We start from the raw sequence: 19,161 nt of genomic DNA, 5'->3' as shown, positions 1-19,161 counted from the left end.
ATTTCATCAGCAATAAAAAGTAACTCTCCTAATGGATGATCTTTAGTTTAAGTTTGCAATTGGCGGTACATTGATGTTTCTTTTTAACACAACTTTAATGTAAATTTATATCTAACTTCATACACCAAGAAAATAAGCGCCTAGCGCATTTTCATTTTTCTAAATATCTTTATAAACAAAAATTTTATAGTTGGCAATGCGTTACATTATTTGTTAAAAATAGATTAATTAATATTTGAAGCGTGTAATCTGCAGAAATATACGCTACGTGCAAACTATCAAAACATTGTTATATTTTTTTATGGGCAGCGGAGATTAATGTGGTAAGAGGCTGGGTCTACATTATTACAAATGAATCAATGCCAGATCTGGTCAAGATTGGATATTCTAAAAAAGATCCAATTCTCCGAGCTAAAGAACTCAACAATACGGGAGTTCCTCACGAATATCGAGTTGCTTACGATGCTCTGGTCATTAACCCTAGAGAGTGTGAAGTTATTGTGCACAATAAATATAGTTATCGAAGAGAGGCAAAAGAATGGTTTAAATCCAGCGTTTCTGAAGCGGTATCAATAATTCAAGAAACATTATCTGAAATCATTCTTCTTGAAAAAATGCATGTTGATATTGAAATAACCAATGAAAATGAAACGCACGCTGATATCGAAATAACTAGTAAAGAAGAAATGCAAAAAAACAATATTGAGCTTTGTACTTTTATAGGGTGCGATGATGATGCAAACAAAGAGTTTAAAGGAAAAAGATATTGTATTTGGCACTTTCGAGAATTGGTTCATCCAAGTAAAAAAGAATCTATTAGGTTACTGCGAGAAGAATTTAAATCCTCACAGAGAAAAATATAAATAGGTGCTGTAGTCGCTTCGCTGGGACCTCTGTTTCGTTGTGGCCCTTAAGCACGCCATTAGGCTATAAAGGATAGGCATGGAGCCAATGAATACTATTGAAATCGATTTTGATAAAAAACTAGAAATCAAAATTAATAATGAAAAACCAGTTAACTTGACTGATTTAACTGTGTCTTTATTAGACCTTAGTTCTCAATTCCAAAGGTTTGTTGAACGTGAGTCTTCAGAAGACTATGACATTTCAAGTGAGTTATTAATTAAAGAAGTTCGTTCTGGTTCAATAATTGTTGAATTAGTAACTAAAGCTGCACCTCTTGTTCCTCTTTTGTGGCAAGGCGGCTCACTTTACCAATGGGTATCAACTTCTTCCAATATTATTGATTGGTTTTTAGGCAAGGTTAATAACCCACCTCAGAATTTAACTAAGAAAGATCTACAACAATGGAAAAACATTATTGAGCCAGTAGCAAAAGATGCAGGCTCTCAATTAGTTATTTCTGCTAGTGACAATGCCACCGTTATTAATCAATTAATTGTAAGTTCTGAGCAAGCTAATGCAGCTCAAAATTTTATTAACCGAAAAATCGCTGCCATGGGTGAACCCGCAGATCATATTCATTCAAAGAAAGTACTTGTATGGTATCAAACGAAGTTTGACACCAACTCAGAAACAGGTGATAAAGCAATTGTTGAAGATATTAGAAAGAACCCTACAAAAGTCATTTTTGAAAACAATGCTGTAAAAGAAGCTATGTTGCATGGGCATAACAATTTCAATAAACAATGGCATGAATTAGCCTACGTAGTAGATATAGAAGTCCAAACTATAAATGGAGTTCCCAAACTATATAAAATCTTGCGGTACTATGAAGATTACACATTTGACCCAGAAGAATAATCCTGCAAAAAACGCATAAATAAATGAGCGTTAGCGTATAAATTTTTATTCTATATTTAATTAATACAGCTAACGACCTAAATTCAGCCTAATGTCTCTTCTCCCCCATACACACCTGTCAGGTATATTAATTCCTTTTAATCAAACCTGACTGATACACTTAAGACTTATTGCCCCGTTAAACGCTTCGCAAATGAAATCGCATAGGCTGTTGAGCGTAATTTAAGTACTTTGTCATCACTTGGCATAAACCCTTTAGATAACAGATTTGGGTCATAATTTGTGAGGTCGCAGCCTGACTCACCTGTCGATTCTATGGTTAGCTTTCCTAAATTAATTGTTTTGCGATCCGCAGGCCAACGAACTGAAGGGTCAGTTAACACATCACCCTGCTCGGCTAACTCTGCTTGAAAACGATAATGCACCTTCCCTTTCGCTAAATCCTCTTCAAGTCGCTTAGCCAAAAATGATTTAGGGAAGGTTTTCATTTGCTCTTCTGTTAGCACCTGTTCTGGCTCTTCTGGCACCATGGTCCATCTAAAGGCATGTTTAGCGCCCTTTTCATCAACCATGTAAAAGGTATGCACACCAAAATAACGCGAAGACACATACGATGCTGGCGGGTTGTGGCTTTGCAGCCAATTAAATTGCCCTAAGGTACTCGGGTTTTGCTCTCTGTATGCTTTTACTTTTGCAAAATCGATTTGCCCAGTTTTTTCGTCAGGTACTAAGGTGCTTAGCAAACCAAAAAACGCTTCTGGGCTGTTACCTGCAAATACCGGCGTAGTTAGCCCTGCAATATTATGTACATCACCATTTTCTAGCACAAACTGCACCCCCATGCCTCGTGGGGCACGAGATGTTTCATCAGCGTGAGGGTTACCACCGCCCATAGAAAAACGAATATTTGCTCTTGATGGCGCATTAAATAAAGGGCTGATTGAATACTGCTTTGCTGCTTGATTAGGTGTAAATGTGCCAACAGCGCAAACACCTTTGGCGTGACCTTTTCTGATACCGGGCTGCTTTCCTGACAGCTTTTCAAATAAATTAATAAAATCTTGCCCGTTTACTGGTTGTTCAGCAAAACTTGCTGTTGGTAATACAAGGCACATAGCACAAACTAAAGACTTAATTTTTAGCATTTATCCATCCTTTAAACTTAGTTCCAACAAAAATGACCTGACTAACCTCAAAATCATTTCATCAAAGCTAATAAATATTTTTACCTACAAAAACGCTACAAACATTTAATAAACTTAGAATATTTATTTAACTACCGTTTTTTTAAAAGCTGCTAACTTTAAATTTAGGATCCTAAAAACTGCTGTGGCGCCCAGCATTTTAAAAATAATCCGTGGTATTAATCACGTCTATGGCTAGTCCACTTAATCGTAACTTTTGTGGCTTGGTCAAAAACAACAAGGACCTAATTATGGTGAAACAACATAAAAAAACCACTGCAAACGCTGATGTAGATATGACCCCTATGCTTGATATTGTGTTTATCTTGCTGATATTTTTTATCGTCACAACCTCATTTGTTAAAGAGCGCGCTATTGAAGTAAATCGCCCTTTAGCAAAACCAAGTCTTGAAAACCCTAAAAAACAAGCGCAATTTACTATCACTGAAAACGACAGTATTTATTTTGCAAATAGGCTTATCACACCAGAGCAAATAATCGCTAACCTTGCGTTATTTGCCGCACAGTTTGAAATGACCAACGTGCAAGTAACAGCAAGTGAGCAAAGCAGCCACAAAACCTTAGTAACCTTGCTTGATAAAATAAAACAATATCAAGATGTGCCAATTTCTATAAGCACGTCTCTATAACTTACCTAAAAGGGTCATTTGACCCTTTTTTAATATTAAAAATAAAAAACCGTCACATCTTTGTAAAAAAGCCTCTCTATTATTGTCTGCAACAAATCTGGTCTAGTCCAGATTAATTTAAAAATAAGAGGCTCAACAGATGATTAAACGACGTACACTCAGCACAGCTGTTTTTTTGTGCAGCTACCCATTTTTATCAGCGCATAGCGCTTTTGCCACTGATGCAAAAATTCAAGGCTCTATCACAGATCATAGTAATCGCTTGCCAGGTGCTTTGGTTAAAGTCGTTGGCACAAATCAATCAACAGTGACTGATTATGATGGTAAGTTTGAGCTTGCTAAATTAGATGCAGGTCGCTACCAACTTGAAGTTTCGTATATGGGTTATAGCAGCCAGATTGTGGATGTTGAGATAAGCAACAATGAAGTTAAATTACTGTCTCCTATTGTGATGGATAATTCAGCTAACACCATTGAAGAAGTCGTTGCTGTTGGTCAAATTCAACGTGGTGAAATGGCTGCGGCCAATAGCCAAAAAAATGCTAAAAATATTAAAAATGTTATTTCGGCTGATGGCATCGGTAAGTTGCCAGACCGTAACGCAGCTGAAGCAGTTCAACGCATCCCTGGTGTTTCTATAGAACGCGATCAAGGCGAAGGCCGATTTGTTGCTGTTCGCGGCTTACCTGCGCAGTGGAGCTCTGCAACAATCAATGGCAACCGATTACCAACTGCAGAAGAAGAAACCACCAGCCGCGCCACTGCGTTTGACTTTTTCCCGAGTGAGCTTATTGAATTTGTAGAGGTATCAAAAGCATTAACGCCAGAAATGGAGGGAGATGCTATTGGTGGTAACGTTAACTTTATAACCAAAAAAGCACCTGATGATTTTGTATTTAATGCCAATTTAGCACTCGGTCAAAATGAACTAGCTGATGGAAATAACTACTCTGCCAACTTACTTTATGGCGATCGTATCTTAAATGACAAATTAGGTTTTTTAATTAACGCAACAGCTTGGCAACGGGACTGGGCAACAGATAACTTTGAGCCTCGTAGAGGAAATGATGGTTTAGGAATTTATCGTTTAGAGCTAAGAGATTACACCGGAACTCGTGAAACTTACGGTTTAAATGGTTCTGTTGAATACCAGCTAGAACAAGGCAGTATTAGTGCGAGTGCCATGTACGGCACACTAATCGACGATGAAACGCACTATAAGCATCGTATGCGTTTTGATAAAGACAGAGCAGAGCTACAACATATAAGAAATGAGCTCATAACAGAAATGACTGGCTTTGAGTTTGCTGGTGAGCATTTCTTTGGTTACGACAAAACATTAAATTGGTCTTTATCTAGCTATGAAAACGAATTTAGGTATGGCAACACGCCTAACAGCGAAGATAACAGTTATTTTGTAGTTCGATTTGACCAAAAAAATGTCGGTTACGAAGGCCTTGAAGACAGAGATACAGGCAAAAACTACGCTTATAACACGATTGATGGTGGCTCAGATCCATGGGACCAAATCAGTACTCACCTACCAAGTGGCTTTTCGTTTGATCCAAGCCAAATGGGCTTATCGTGGGTCGAACTATATAAAATTAAGGTGAATGAAAAAGATAAAATTGTTGCCGCTTTAGACTTTGAGTGGCAACTCAACAGCGACCTTATTGTTAAAGTAGGTGCAAAATACCGCGATAAAGAACGCGTTGCTAGGTTCAGTGATGAATTTTATGCATGGGATACTGAAAACTATGGCGCAGCCCCTACTCTGAGTGATTTTACATTAGCGGACCAACCGGGCCGAAGTGACTATTTAAGCGAGCTTTCTTACGATTATCAAAGTCAGTTTTCGCAAGTTGCTAGTACTCATGATTTAGCAAATTTTTGGAATAAAAATAAAGACAAGTTTGTCCTTGATAAGAGTGAATCTGCTTTAATCGAAAATGGTGGAGCGCTTGGCAGAAACTTTGATGTTAATGAACAACATGCATCTTTATATGGTATGGCAACATATACCATTAACGCTAATTGGGAAATGCTAACAGGTCTTCGTTTAACTCAAACAGACACCGAAGTTGACGGTTATATTTACCTTGCAGATGAAGATAAAGTCGAAAGCGTTAAAGCAAACAATGACTACTTGTCTGTGTTACCTGCATTGCATTTAACCTACCACCCTAACAGCCAAACCAATTATCGACTCGCATTAACTCGCTCTTTTGCTCGTCCTGACTTTGGCTCATTAACTCCAGGGGCGACTTACTTAGAAGCAGACAACGAATTAACTTCTGGTAACCCAAATTTAGAGCCGACTTATTCAAATAATGTCGACTTAATGGCTGAATACTTCTTTGACCGCTTAGGGTTAGTTTCTCTGGGGGTATTTTATAAAGATATTACCGATCCTATTTTTCAAAGTAGCTCTATAGGAGAGTTCGGCAATAACACTGGGGTTAATATTATTCGCCCTGAAAATGGCGATAGCGCATGGCTTGCAGGCCTCGAGGTGGCGTTTAATCGTGATTTAAGTTTTATTACACCTGAACTAGATAACTTTGGCATCATGGCTAATGCGACCTTCATGGATTCAGAAATGACGATTCCAGATCGCGCAGACAAAGTCTCAATTCCTCGCCAAGCAGATAGTCTCTACAACTTTACGGTGTATTACGATAATACGCATTTTGCAGCTCGATTAGCCGTTAACTTCAAAGGTGAATACATTGAAGAGCATGGCAGCAGCAAACAATTTGACAGCTATTATGGCGACAATACAAGCGTTGATTTTACGACGTCATATCAGCTTAACGAAAACGCATTAGTCTACCTCGAACTGAATAACTTAACCAACGAGCCTCTTAAATACTACCTAGGCGATGAAAGCCGTCCTCTACAAGTAGAGTACTACGGTGTACGCGGCATGGTTGGCTTTAATTATCAGTTCTAATCAGTCTTTGAGTTGTATGCGGGGCCATTGCCCCGCAAAGGATACCTAATGTTTTCACACCCTAATTGGCTTAAACGTGCCCAAGGAACCGGTTTTGTGTTATTTGCAGCCAGTGCTGCATTTCTCACTTACTTTTCTATGTACGCATTTCGTAAGCCATTCACTGCAAATAGTTACACTGAATTCGACGATCCGAGTTGGCAGGTAAGCTTTAAAATTGCACTGATTTTGGCGCAAGTTTTTGGCTATTTATGCGCTAAATTTATTGGCATAAAAGTTATTTCAGAGATGCAGCATCAGCAACGAGGTTTAACAATTATTGGCCTTATTGCCGCTGCAGAAATATCGCTGGTGTTATTTGCTATCACTCCGATTGGGTTAAATGTTATTTGGCTATTTTTTAATGGCCTCTCACTAGGCATGATTTGGGGACTTGTTTTTAGCTTTCTTGAAGGAAGAAAAACCAGTGAAATTCTAGGCGCAATTTTGAGTGTCACATTTATATTGGCATCAGGCCTTGTTCGCAGTGTAGGCAAATGGCTTATTGATACACTAAATGTACCTGAGCTATGGATGCCTGCAGCGACAGGTGCGCTATTTTTCCCGCTGCTATTGTTTAGTGTTAAATGCTTAACCCTCATTCCAGAACCAACAGCAGAGGACGAACAAGCAAGACAAAAACGCTTACCTATGGATGGCAAAGCACGTTGGCAATTTTTTAAACAATATTGGTTTGGTATTAGCTGCCTCATTTTAAGCTTTATGCTGTTTACTGGTTTCCGTGATTTCCGTGACAATTTTGCAGCTGAAATTTGGCAAGCTCTTGGCCATGGTGAAGAACCTGCCATTTTCGCCTACGCGGGGATAAGAATGTCATTTATTGTCCTTATCGCATTAGGTGCGATGGTTTTGGTAAAAAACAACAAAACCGCATTTTATGTCAATCACGGCTTTATTTTATTCGGTGCTGCTTTGTTATTGTCGAGTACCTTTGCTTTTGAAGCTGACTTGATATCCGCAAAAGCGTGGATGGTATTACTTGGTTCAGGTCTCTATATCAGTTACATCCCGTATAACTGTTTTCTATTTGACCGAATGATTTCAGCCGTTGGCTCCGTCGCTAATGCAGGTTTTTTAATCTATCTTGCTGATTCTGCTGGCTATCTTGGCTCTGTCAGTATCTTACTGTACAGAACGTTTGCTATGCCTGAGCTCAGTTGGCTTAACTTCTTTATTAACGCTTGTTACTTAGTTGGCATTGTAGCCGCCGCTTTAGTTGCATGTTCACTGTGTTATTTCACAGTACGTTTATCCCCTATTCGAACTCATCACTCAAAACAGGTTGTTACCTGAAACAATTAAAAGAGAATCTTATGAAAAACATAGAAGCTATCATTTTAGATTGGGCTGGAACTGTCGTGGATTATGGCTCAGTTGCCCCTACCACCATTTTTGTTGAAGCATTTAAACAAGCTTATGACTTTGAGATTTCACTTGCAGAAGCGCGTATTCCAATGGGTATGGGAAAATGGGATCACATTGCCACACTTGGAAAATTGGAGTCAGTTGCTTCACGCTGGCACTCACAGTTTGGCCGAGCAATGTCAGACTCAGATATTGATCACATCTATCAAACTTTCATGCCATTGCAAAAGGCAAAAGTAGCAGACAGAGCAATGCCTATTCCTGGTGCGCTTGAAGTGATCAATCGCTTAAAACAGCAAAACATCAAAGTAGGCAGTTGTTCGGGCTATCCTCGCCAAGTTATGGAAGTGTTAGTCAGTGCCGCTGCAGACTATGGTTATCAACCGGATCATTGGGTAGCAAGTGATGACCTTAAAGCCGGCTCTCGCCCTGGCCCTTGGATGGCTCTTGAAAATGTAAATGCTTTAGGCATTAAAAAAGTCGCTAACTGTATAAAAATTGATGATTCTGCCCCCGGCATCGAAGAAGGTTTGAATGCCGGAATGTGGACAATTGGCCTCGCATTAAGCGGTAATGCTATCGGCTTAACAGAACAAGAGTGGCAAGCTTGTAGTGCTGAGCAAAAGCAGCAACTGACACGTCAAGCTTACCAAAGCTTGTACTCTGCAGATGCGCATTTCGTGGTTGACTCGCTGGCTGATATTGAAACTGTTTTGATGGAGATTGATGCCAAGCTAAGCCGAGGGGAGCGCCCATAATGCAGTTTCAACCTTTTTGGTTTGATAACGCAATGCAAGAGGAAGCCTATGCGCTTCCTCTTTCATTACCTACAAAGCACCATTGCGATGTATGTATCATAGGTGGTGGCTTTACGGGTCTTTGGACTGCTATCAAACTCAAGCAGCAACAAGCTAATTTAAAAGTTACCATCATTGAAAAAGGCTTTTGCGGGCAAGGTGCATCAGGGAGAAATGGCGGTGCAATGTTAACTTGGTCAACTAAGCTGCCCAGTTTAAGTAAGTTAGTAGGTCTCGAAAAGGCACTGTTTTTAGTCAAAGAGTCTGAGTCAGCGGTTCATCAAATTGCAGAGTTTGTTCGTCAGCACGGTATCGACTGCGATTGTCGAATTGATGGCTGTTATTACACCGCCTCAAATGAAGCACAAAAGCACTTGTTAACCCCCGCAATAAAAATGCTTGAGGATAATAATCTTAATGCGTGGCAACACTGTGATACTCAAACACTCATCAATACAGGGTCAGCCGCCAATATTAGCGGTCATTATTCACCTCATGGTGGTAGTATTCAGCCGGCAAAATTAGTTCGTGGTTTAAAACAGGTCGCTGAAAGTTTAGGCGTTAAAATTATTGAACAGTGCCAATACAAAGCACATAGCGGACAGTCCCCTCTAAATGTTGAAACAAACCAAGGTAATATTTGTGCTAATCATCTTGTATTTGCCGTTAATGCGTGGCTCCCTACCCTAAAACCGCAGTTTCAACGCAATATCGTGCTGGTTTCAAGCGATATGGCAATTACTAAACCGATGCCTGAAACCCTTGCGCATTTAAGTCTCAATCATGGCGCTGCAATAATAGACTCCCGTATTTTTGTAAACTATTACCGCACCTCTACTGATGGTCGATTAATGCTAGGCAAAGGCGGAAATTATTTTAGCTTCGCAAACAGAATGAGTGATAAATTTGAGCAACCGAGTCGCTATCAAACGCTATTAAATAACTCTTTATCACACTTTTTCCCTAACCATAATTTTGAAATTGATCGAACTTGGACAGGCCCTTCTGACCGAAGTGTCACTGGCTTCCCGTTGTTTGGACATTTGAATAATCAAGCAAACGTTATCTACGCCGGGGGTTATTCTGGTAATGGCGTCGTACAGTCTTTTTTAGGGGCTAATATTCTGTGTGCTTTAATCTTAAAAAATGCACCTGTTTGGCAACACTGTGGCCTTGTAAATCAAGCATTAGACAACTTTGTAGTTGAGCCCTTTCGAACTGTCGGCGCTTACCTAATTCGTAATGCAATTCGTCGTAAAGAACGAGCAGAAGACAACAACACCCATGTAAATCAAATAGATACGTATCTTGCCAGCTTCATAGGCAGCGCAGGAAAAGTTGATATGAAATCGTAGAGCTTTTTTAAGATGACCATTACACACCAACCAACAATTACACAGATCCGTTATTTATTTGAGCAGTTTGGTTACCAACACTATGACGAAATTTGTACTCAGTATTCTCATGCAGCCCAGTGCGCTGGGCTTGCATTGCAGCAAAAATTAAGCGCTGATACTGTCGTTGCTGCATTTTTACATGATATTGGGCATTTAATCGCACAGCAGCAAAATCTCACGATGACCAAGCAAGGATATGTCAATCACTGCGAGCTTGGCGCAATTTTTTTAAAAGAAAATAACTTTAATGCTGCTGTCGTTGCCATGGTTTCTCAACATGTTCAAGCTAAACGCTATTTAGTCGCAAAGAATGCTGGTTATGAGCAAACACTTTCGCCTGCCAGTACACTCACCTTGCAACAACAAGGTGGCCCTTTGTCGTTACAACAAGCTAATCAATTTGCAGCCCAGCCATATTTTGAAGAAATTTTACAATTAAGAGAACTTGACGACTGTGCAAAAGATCCAAATATGCATATTGAACCACTTTCTTTTTGGCTAGATTACTTAGATAACTATTTAATTTCATAATCAAACGTTATAAATCCTTTTATTATCAGTTAAGCTAAAGCTGTATTTAGCAAAAAGGCACGGTATGCTTTTATATCAACAAATCAGAAATTACATACATCAATTACTAAGCGAAGGGACTCTGAACACGGGTGACAAGCTCCCTTCTGAGCGTTTGTTACAAGAACAATTTAACTCGACCCGTATTACAGTCCGTGAGGCACTACTTCGTTTAGAAGCTGAAGGATTGATCTATAGCCAAACGCGCCGTGGTTGGTTTGTAACGCCAACAAAACTTAAGTGGAACCCTGCCACTAAAGTAAACTTTTATGAACTGGCAAAACAACAAGGCTTTGTTGCTGATACCCAAGTGATTAGCCATCAAGAAATTAGCAATCATGATTTAAAAGCAGAATTTTCTGCATCAACTTTGCACCATTTGCAACGTGCCCGCAGCCTTGATGAGCGCTTAGTGATGTTTGAAGATATTTTTTGTGATGCTGCGCGTTTTGATAGCCTTGCTGAGCACAACCTAAATGGCTCGATAACACAAATAATGGCAAATCAATACGCAACAAATGTAGTCAATGAGCAGTGCGCAATTAGTGTGACTGTCCTTCCTGACGATGTAGCACAGGTATTGCAAAAAAATAGTGGTACTCCCTGTTTAAAAGTTATTCGTAAACGCTTTGATGAACTAGGAAGTTTAGTGGATTACAATATTGAGTATTGGTTGCATAATGCCATTGAAATGACTGTCGAAGGTCACTAAGGCAATAAATGAAAAAAGGCTTTGTTAAACAAAGCCTTTACACGGGTGAACATTCTTTATAACCAATATCTGCTGTTTGATATTGCTTTAATTAAACGTGTAATATCGTTTTCGAACACATGACCAATATTGCCAATTCTAAAGCAATCAGCATCTGACACCTTACCTGGGTAAATCACAAACCCTTGGTTTTTAAGCAACAAATAAAACTCTTTAAAGTCATACCCATTTGCTGTTGGAGAATAAAATGAGGTGATAATCGGTGAATGTAAGCTATCATCTAAGAGTGTTTCAAAACCTAAATCTCTCATCGCAGTCACTAAGAGTTGCTGATTGTTTTTATAACGCTTATGACGTGCTGCAATACCACCCTCTTGTTCTAATTCAATAAGAGCTTGATGAAATGCGCGTACAACATGTGTGGGAGATGTGAAACGCCATTTACCTTGGTTGTTCTCCATACACTGCCACTGTGCATGTAAATCAAGTGACAACGAACGTGCAACACCCTGAGAGTCTTCAATTAAGTCACGTTTGCAAATAACAAAACCAAAACCTGGAACACCTTGAATACACTTATTAGATGAGCTTATCATTACATCAATGTGCCAATCTGCTAAGTCAAACGGTACGCCACCAAAGCTGCTCATAGCGTCTAAAATATACACTTTGTTATGGCGTGATAATAGTTCGCCAACTTGCTTTGCTGGGTTTAGCATGCCAGTCGTCGTTTCGCAGTGCACCATTGCAACATGACTAATTTTTTCATCGCTCAAGAGTGTTTTTTCAATGTCGTCACAGTTTGGTAGCTGAGTTTCAGTGTAATTTAAAACACAATGGTCAATGCCTAAATACTGGGCAATTTCTGCCATCCGTTTACCATACGCGCCATTGTTTATTATCAATAACTTATGCTCATTTGCGACTAAACTACCTAAAGCACTTTCTACACTCGCAGTGCCACTGCCCTGCATTAATGTGCACGTATAGTCATTGCTTTTAGTGGATAAAGTTACAAGTTTGCTACGAATAGCCTGTACAACACCTAAGTTATAATCGTCATCCCATGTACACCAATCCTTTAACATCGCTTGTTTTACAGTATCCGATGTTGTTAATGGGCCAGGAGTTAACAGTAAGTATTCATTCATTTTTAATATCGCCTAAATCTGGTCTAGTCCAGATATTATTAGGGATTTATGTTGATAAAAAAAGTGAAGTTTTTATGACTGCATTAAAAAAGGGCCTAACGGCCCTTTGCAAGTTAAATAATAAAGGAATCTAAAGGGAGTTTAGAACTTGTACTCTGCACCTACGTAGTAGTACGCACCGTTAAAACCAAATGGTGCTGAACGACGTGAGTAAGTGAATACACCAGGGCTTGAAACAATTGTGTTGCCGCTAGCGTCAACAATCGTACCCGAGCGTGAATTACCAATGGTGTTCTTATCTGGGTAAACATCAAATAAGTTATTTGCACCAATGTTAAATGACAGGTTTTCGTTAAAGAAGTAGTTAACTTTAACATCAGTTAAGATTTCAGCACCGTATGTTTGACGACCACCATCTTCAACTGTGTATTCGCCGTAACGGTTTAGAGATAGGTTTACAGTCCAATCTTCTAAACGGTAAAGCGCACTTAAGTTAATGCGGTCTTCTGGTTGCCATTCTTCGATAATTGATGTTTCTTGGGCAGAAAACACATCTTCTACTGGAATAGTCTCAAGACCACTGCCTGATGGCGTGAATAAATCAACCACATCAGTTTTAGTGAAGTTAGCAGCAAAGGTGAAATCTAGCGTACCGCCAAGACCTTCTGTGTTCCATGTGGCAACTAAATCAACACCTTCTGTTTCTGTGTCTGCTCCGTTTAAGAAGAACTGACCCGCACCTGCGCCTGAGCTTTCAAGTGCAGCATCTAGCGTATCTGATAAACCTTTACCTAAACGGTTTGAAATAACGATACGGTCGTCGATATCAATCGAGTAGTAGTCAATGGTTAAATTGATATTGTCGGTAACGTTATACACAATACCTAAACTACGGTTTTGTGATTTTTCTTCTTTTAGCTTAGGAATACCAATTGATTGCGCTAAAGTACTGTCGTTTCTGAACGTACCTACTTGCTCAGCCACTAAGCTGCCATCATCACCTACAACAAACTGAGTACTTACGTTATTAAAGTAAAGTTGTTGCATAGAAGGTGCTCTAAAACCAGTGCTTAATGCACCACGTAAAGACACATCTTCAGTGACAGACCAGTTACCCGCTAACTTAAAGTTAACTGTGTCACCAAAACCTTTGTAGTTATCGTAACGTACCGCACCTGAAATAATTACATCATCGATAACATAGGTTTCTGCATCCATATAGAATGAGATTACATCGCGCGACTCATCAACTGATGATGCCGGATCTGAACCACCAAAACCTTGCGTGCCGCTTGCAGCGTCAACACTACCAACCCCGCCATTCAAGCCAGAATAGATGCTCATACCATCAACAGTGTCGTAATCACGGTATGCGTATTCGCTACCTTCAAGAATACGGAACTCATCGGTACGAAGCTCAGCACCTAGTGCTAATGAGAAGTTGTCGTAATCTTTAGTGTAATCAAGGTTTAGAGTTTGCAGTGATAATTCAAGGCCATATGCATATGCTGAACGCGGAATAGTGGCACGAATTTCATCGGCCGTTAAACCTTGGTCATAGCGAAGGTAGTTAGCGTAAGAGCCGTTGATAGTGTCACTAGTTGTGTAATCAATGCTGTTTTCACCGTAGGTGTACGATAAATCAATGCTTGAGTCATTATCGAACGATTTTTTATAACCAAAGTTATAAGACACGTCATCAATTACAGTATTAATTTTTGGTAAGAAACCCATAGGAATGGTTGCATCACCATCTTGTAATACAGGGTTACCATTAGCATTAGCGTTGTGACGGAAAAACGCTGCTGATTCGTTTTCACGATTTGAATAAGTGATAAAGCCATATAGCTCACCACCAGCAAGCTCATAGCCTGTGTTAACGGTTAGAGCAAATTGCTGTGAATCTGCATCACCAATTCTAAACGTATTACGAGGTGCCGTTAACTCACGAGGGTCGCCTGCTAAAAGCGTACCGTCATCAAGTTCAGTACAGCCGTAAAATTGACATGAGCCATGAAGGCCTGCACGGTTTGTCGGCGCACGGTCACGGTAGTTGATTGTGGTATTTAAATAACCTTCATCACCTAAAGCAAAACCTTTGTTGAAATCAACAGTCACAGTTTCGCCATCGCCTTCTGAATACTCACCGTAATTAATCGCTGCTTTACCGCCCTCTTCAGCGTCTTTTAATACGATATTAATAACACCTGCAATGGCATCTGAACCATATTGCGCAGCAGCACCATCACGTAATACTTCAATACGTTTGATTGCAGCAGCAGGAATAGCATTCATGTCGGTACCCGCCGTACCACGACCTACTGACGTATTAATGTGAATAAGGCTTGCTTGGTGGCGACGTTTACCATTGATAAGAACTAAGGTTTGATCTGGCCCTAAGCCACGTAATGTTGCAGGACGAAGTGCATCAGTACCATCACTGATAGACGAGCTTGAAAAGTTAAAAGACGGTGCAATGGCCTGAAGCATACGGCCTACTTCTGTTTGACCTGTATTCTCGAGTGCTTCGGCACTTAAAATATCAACCGGAACCGGTAAATCTTCAACCGAGCGTCCTGCTACACGGCTACCGACAACGGCAATTTTTTCGATGTTTTGTTCTGCTGATTGATCTTCTGCTAACGCTTGCGTATTGGCGGCAAGCAGTAATGGCACGACTGCAGCGCTGACCCCTGATACTTTGATCATGTTATTATCTATCCTATCTACTTGTTTGAGTTTTATACTCAGCAAGCCTTGTTGATCAACAACCGCATCGAGCTCAGTGCCTTCTAGCATCGCATTCAGTGCATCAAGTTTGGTGTAAAAACCAAATACAGATTGCGCTTGATATTGCTTTGCTAATTCGAAAGAAAAAATGACTGTTTGTTCGGTTTGCTTTGCAAATTCGATTAACGCCAAATCAGCTCGTTGCGCTTTGATGTCAAATTGCAGCATCTGTTTTTCAGCCGCTATTGCTACTTGGCCTGCTGTGAGGCCATAAATAACAAAAGTGGCAGGTAACAACGGCAATTGCTTACTGCGCAATTTAAACAAACAAGTGAGGAAGAAAAATCCGCTATGTAAATTTAACTTTTTTTTAATTAATTTTTTGTGACGAGAAGGTGGCGCACAATTAACATCATTACATTGGCGTATTCTCATGGGCAGAACTAACCTTTTGCAGCGATAGTTAAGCTAACACGATGTTCACCTAAACGTTGATGTTCTACACCTAAGTTGGCCTGTAAAGAATCAAGCAAACCTTTTATGTCGCCAGTTTTAAACACACCAGCCACTTTTAATGAGGCAAGTTCTGGGTCATTTAATTCAAAACGTGTGGCAGTATAACGGCTTACTTCTTGCAGTGCTTCGCCTAAAGACTCGCCATTAAAAATCAGCATTTCTTGTTGCCATGCCAAATCACGTTGTACGTCATCAACCGATAACTGTTTAATTGGCTCTGTTTTACTTTGTTTTATTAGTGCTTTCTCACCAGATACAACAACATTAGCGCGAAGCGCTTTAATATCTGCACTGTTATCTGAGGCATCTTTTAAACGATTAAAGTCGCTAGCATCAACCTGCGTACTCGGATCAGCAATCATCACCTTGCCCTCAGTCACCACTAGCTCTAAGTCTGAAGCAGTATTTCGCTGAACATTAAACACCGTACCAAGTGCAGTAAATGATTTGTCACCAGCAATAACCGTAAACGGACGGCTCGGATCTTTGGCAACATTGAAGCGCCCTTCACCGCGGCTCAAAATCAACTGACGGCGATCGCCTGAGTAGGCAACTTCGAGTTTAGTATTGGTATTAAGCTGAACAATAGTGCTGTCTGGTAGCACAAATTCAGCTTGCTCACCCACTTTGGTGCGGTAAATTTTGCTAAATTTGGCGTAATCGTTTTCTTCACTTTGCCAATAGCTTGAATAGATAAGCATGATAGAACCAAGCAGCATTGCCACTAAAAAGCTGGCAGCGGTTGCCATACCAAACACTGCTGGTTGTTTTTGCGGTGCTTTATAAGGAAACAAACTACTTAACTCATTAAGTACACTCATTTCATCCCATAAGGTCGCAAGTTCAAACAATGCCTCTTGATGAGCTGCACTTTGGTGAGCCCACAAATGTAATTGGCTTACTTCATCTTTAGATAGGCCACGATCAATTGCACTGATCCATTGACTCGCCTGCTCTTGAATCATGTCTTTTGATGAAAATGGATGAACATTACTCATTTGTTCACCTCTTTTTCAGTGAACTCTGTGGTTGGGGTAAATGCCTGTGGTTGTACGTCGTGTGATTTCATTGCTCGGTGAACATGTAATAAGCCTTTGGCTATATGTTTTTCAACAGTACTTTCGCTAAGACTCATTTTAGCTGCAATTTCCTTTTGGCTTAAGCCATAGACTTTTTTTAAGATAAAACATTTTTTAACCTGAGGGCTTAATTCGTTAGTCACTCGGCAAAAAAACAAAAAACGCTCTTTAGAAGTCACTTCATCTTCAAGTGCCATTGAACGCATGTGATGCTCAACCTGCTGTTGTTCATCTAACGATTCTTTGTATTTATTGTCCCATTTAGCGATATGATTAAGCGCCAAATGCTTAGCCGTTTTCAGCATGTAACTGTGAGTATATTCGATATTTTGCTTAAGATCAGCTTCATAACTTTTTATAAACGTCTCTTGCACAATATCTTCTACATCATCAGGGCTGACGATACGTGATACAAAGCGCCTAAGCTTGCTCGATATCTCGGTAAAAGCGGTGATAACCCCAGTTTGATCTGTCATCCTTAACTCACCTTTATTATATTTTTATTGCTTTAGGGTACGAGATTTCAGTTTAATTACAAGCCATTTGTTAAGTTTTTGTACCTTAGGTAAACAAAGATTTCATAAACTCATAAAAAACCTCTGTTTTGCGCGTCACTAGGCTGTTTTGTGGTTTTAAAAACCACACTGGTGCGTCAGCATCTACGAGGCTATTAGGGAGTATTTCGATTAACCGTCCTTCGGCTAAATCATCTTTAATTGCAATATAAGATTTAATCGCTATGCCATGGCCTGCAATCGCCGCCTGTGTCATGTTATCTGAGTTAGATACAGTAAAACGCGTTCTCGCATTATAATTAACTATTTGCCCGCCTTCGTTAAACTTAAGCTGTCGCTGCCATGGCAAACACACCCAGTAATGGTCTTTAAGATCAGCCACCGACTTAGGTTGCCCATATTTTTCAATATAACTCGGTGCTGCGCACAAAATACGAGAGTTACTAACAAGCTTACGAGAAAGCAGGTTTGAATCTGCCAACTGACCTACCCGAATAGCCACATCTTGTGCGTCATCAACAATATTCACAAATTGATCTGTAATCATAAAATCGAGTTTTAAGTCGGGATATTGCTGTTCAAAGTGGCCAAGCTGTGGCATTACAAATTTCGAAAAGACCCAAGGCGGCATAGTGACTCTTAAAAGCCCTGTAACCGCTGAGCCCCGTGCGCCAATTTGATGCTCAGCATCATATAAAGCTTCTAAAATGGCACCAGCTCGTTGATAAAACAGCTCTCCTGCTGGTGATAAGCGTATTCGCCGACTATCACGAAACAACAATACAGTACTTAATGCTTTTTCTAACTTACTTAAGCGATGACTTACCGTTGCAGGTGAGAGGCCCTGAGCTTTAGCGGCAGCAACTACACCTTGGTTTTCAACTATGGCAATAAAGGTTTCTAAATCACATAAACTGTACATGGCTTTGATTCAACATTTTCGAATTTAGGTTTCAGTTTTGTATTGTATATATAAAAATTTAAAACTCTATACTTGCTACAAATTGTAAAAAATGATTGGAGTATGTATGTCTTTAAAAACCCAAATCGACGCATTTGAAGTGCAAAAGAAAGCCAATGTCCCAGCTGATATCTTAAATTTGATGGATGTCACGACTGAAAAACTGATTGCAGAACAATTAAGTAAACATGCTTTAAACATCGGTGATAAGTTTCCAGCATTTGAATTACCCGACAGCAAGGGCAAACAAATCAGCTCGGCTGAGTTGCTAGCGAAAGGCCCGCTTGTGCTGAGTTTTTACCGTGGTGGCTGGTGCCCGTATTGTAACTTAGAGCTTCGCGCACTTAACAATATGCAACAAGCATTTGCTGATCAAAATGCACAGTTAGTTGCTGTTTCGCCTCAGTTACCTGATGAATCACTGTCTACCCAACAGCAAAACGAGCTGGCTTATACGGTGCTTTCTGATGTGTCTAACTCTTTGGCTAAAAAGTGTGGCTTGGTATTCACCTTAGATGAACGCTTAATCCCTGTTTACCATCAACTTGGTTTAGATATTCCAAAAGCCAATGGTGACGAAAGTTACGAATTACCACTACCAGCAACCTATGTTATTGATAGCCAAGGGGTGATTAAATTTGCTTTTGCTCATGAAGATTACACACTTAGAGCAGAGCCTTTAGATGTTCTTAACGCTGTTAAGGCACTAAACCATGTTTAAAAAAGCATTTTTTAGTCTAGTTTTATTGGTAACCCT

At 39.9% G+C, this 19,161-nt stretch carries 16 protein-coding genes; 10 read left to right on the top strand and 6 right to left on the bottom strand.

Annotated elements, in window-relative coordinates; all coding sequences use genetic code 11:
- Positions 1–320 precede the first annotated feature (320 nt).
- Together PASHI_RS08345 and PASHI_RS08340 are read left to right on the top strand one after the other, a co-directional pair.
- Positions 321–863 (top strand): GIY-YIG nuclease family protein, encoded by a 543-nt coding sequence (locus tag PASHI_RS08345; protein ID WP_279625942.1) that lies wholly within the window; start codon positions 321–323, stop codon positions 861–863.
- A gap of 88 nt (positions 864–951) precedes the next feature.
- Positions 952–1,764, top strand: coding sequence for a C12orf4 family protein (locus tag PASHI_RS08340; protein WP_244269380.1), 813 nt, complete (start codon positions 952–954; stop codon positions 1,762–1,764).
- A gap of 167 nt (positions 1,765–1,931) precedes the next feature.
- On the opposite strand, the gene PASHI_RS08335 is transcribed toward PASHI_RS08340, so the two are convergent.
- Entirely contained in the window at positions 1,932–2,909 is a 978-nt protein-coding gene (locus PASHI_RS08335) for a catalase family peroxidase (RefSeq protein WP_062565245.1), read from the bottom strand.
- A gap of 290 nt (positions 2,910–3,199) precedes the next feature.
- Between PASHI_RS08335 and PASHI_RS08330 the strand changes: the two genes are divergently transcribed.
- From PASHI_RS08330 to PASHI_RS08300, 7 genes are all read left to right on the top strand, one after another.
- Positions 3,200–3,598 carry an ExbD/TolR family protein gene (locus PASHI_RS08330; protein WP_055021032.1) on the top strand — a complete coding sequence of 133 codons (399 nt, stop codon included), beginning with the start codon at positions 3,200–3,202 and terminating at the stop codon, positions 3,596–3,598.
- Between the two features lie 139 nt (positions 3,599–3,737).
- Positions 3,738–6,551 (top strand): TonB-dependent receptor, encoded by a 2,814-nt coding sequence (locus tag PASHI_RS08325; protein ID WP_062565244.1) that lies wholly within the window; start codon positions 3,738–3,740, stop codon positions 6,549–6,551.
- 48 nt (positions 6,552–6,599) lie between these two features.
- Entirely contained in the window at positions 6,600–7,904 is a 1,305-nt protein-coding gene (locus PASHI_RS08320; protein WP_062565243.1) for a DUF5690 family protein, read from the top strand.
- A 20-nt stretch (positions 7,905–7,924) separates the two neighbouring features.
- Positions 7,925–8,734 carry a phosphonoacetaldehyde hydrolase gene (gene phnX, locus PASHI_RS08315; RefSeq protein WP_062565242.1) on the top strand — a complete coding sequence of 270 codons (810 nt, stop codon included), beginning with the start codon at positions 7,925–7,927 and terminating at the stop codon, positions 8,732–8,734.
- Complete coding sequence (locus PASHI_RS08310) at positions 8,734–10,128, top strand: FAD-dependent oxidoreductase (RefSeq protein WP_062565241.1); 1,395 nt, start codon at positions 8,734–8,736, stop codon at positions 10,126–10,128. The genes phnX and PASHI_RS08310 overlap by 1 nt, the downstream gene beginning before the upstream one ends.
- Before the next feature lie 12 nt (positions 10,129–10,140).
- Complete coding sequence (locus PASHI_RS08305) at positions 10,141–10,701, top strand: HD domain-containing protein (protein WP_062565240.1); 561 nt, start codon at positions 10,141–10,143, stop codon at positions 10,699–10,701.
- Positions 10,702–10,765: 64 nt separating this feature from the next.
- Complete coding sequence (locus PASHI_RS08300; RefSeq protein WP_054553070.1) at positions 10,766–11,452, top strand: UTRA domain-containing protein; 687 nt, start codon at positions 10,766–10,768, stop codon at positions 11,450–11,452.
- Between the two features lie 56 nt (positions 11,453–11,508).
- On the opposite strand, the gene phnW is transcribed toward PASHI_RS08300, so the two are convergent.
- The 5 genes from phnW to PASHI_RS08275 form a co-directional block, all read right to left on the bottom strand.
- Entirely contained in the window at positions 11,509–12,603 is a 1,095-nt protein-coding gene (gene phnW / locus PASHI_RS08295) for a 2-aminoethylphosphonate--pyruvate transaminase (RefSeq protein ID WP_062565239.1), read from the bottom strand.
- A 141-nt stretch (positions 12,604–12,744) separates the two neighbouring features.
- Entirely contained in the window at positions 12,745–15,768 is a 3,024-nt protein-coding gene (locus tag PASHI_RS08290; protein WP_062565238.1) for a TonB-dependent receptor plug domain-containing protein, read from the bottom strand.
- 8 nt (positions 15,769–15,776) lie between these two features.
- Positions 15,777–16,847, bottom strand: coding sequence for a FecR family protein (locus tag PASHI_RS08285; RefSeq protein WP_062565237.1), 1,071 nt, complete (start codon positions 16,845–16,847; stop codon positions 15,777–15,779).
- Entirely contained in the window at positions 16,844–17,404 is a 561-nt protein-coding gene (locus PASHI_RS08280; protein ID WP_062565236.1) for an RNA polymerase sigma factor, read from the bottom strand. The genes PASHI_RS08285 and PASHI_RS08280 overlap by 4 nt, the downstream gene beginning before the upstream one ends.
- Before the next feature lie 85 nt (positions 17,405–17,489).
- Positions 17,490–18,365 carry a LysR family transcriptional regulator gene (locus PASHI_RS08275; protein ID WP_062565235.1) on the bottom strand — a complete coding sequence of 292 codons (876 nt, stop codon included), beginning with the start codon at positions 18,363–18,365 and terminating at the stop codon, positions 17,490–17,492.
- Between the two features lie 106 nt (positions 18,366–18,471).
- Between PASHI_RS08275 and PASHI_RS08270 the strand changes: the two genes are divergently transcribed.
- The gene (locus PASHI_RS08270; RefSeq protein ID WP_062565234.1) at positions 18,472–19,125 is read left to right on the top strand and encodes a peroxiredoxin-like family protein; all 654 of its coding nucleotides are present in this window, start codon (positions 18,472–18,474) and stop codon (positions 19,123–19,125) included.
- Positions 19,126–19,161 lie beyond the last annotated feature (36 nt).

The sequence above is a fragment of the Pseudoalteromonas shioyasakiensis genome (assembly GCF_001550135.1).
In the GTDB taxonomy this organism is placed as follows: Bacteria; Pseudomonadota; Gammaproteobacteria; order Enterobacterales; family Alteromonadaceae; genus Pseudoalteromonas; species Pseudoalteromonas shioyasakiensis.
Note: the sequence above shows the minus strand (reverse complement) of the source record. Positions and strands in the feature narration are given on the sequence as shown.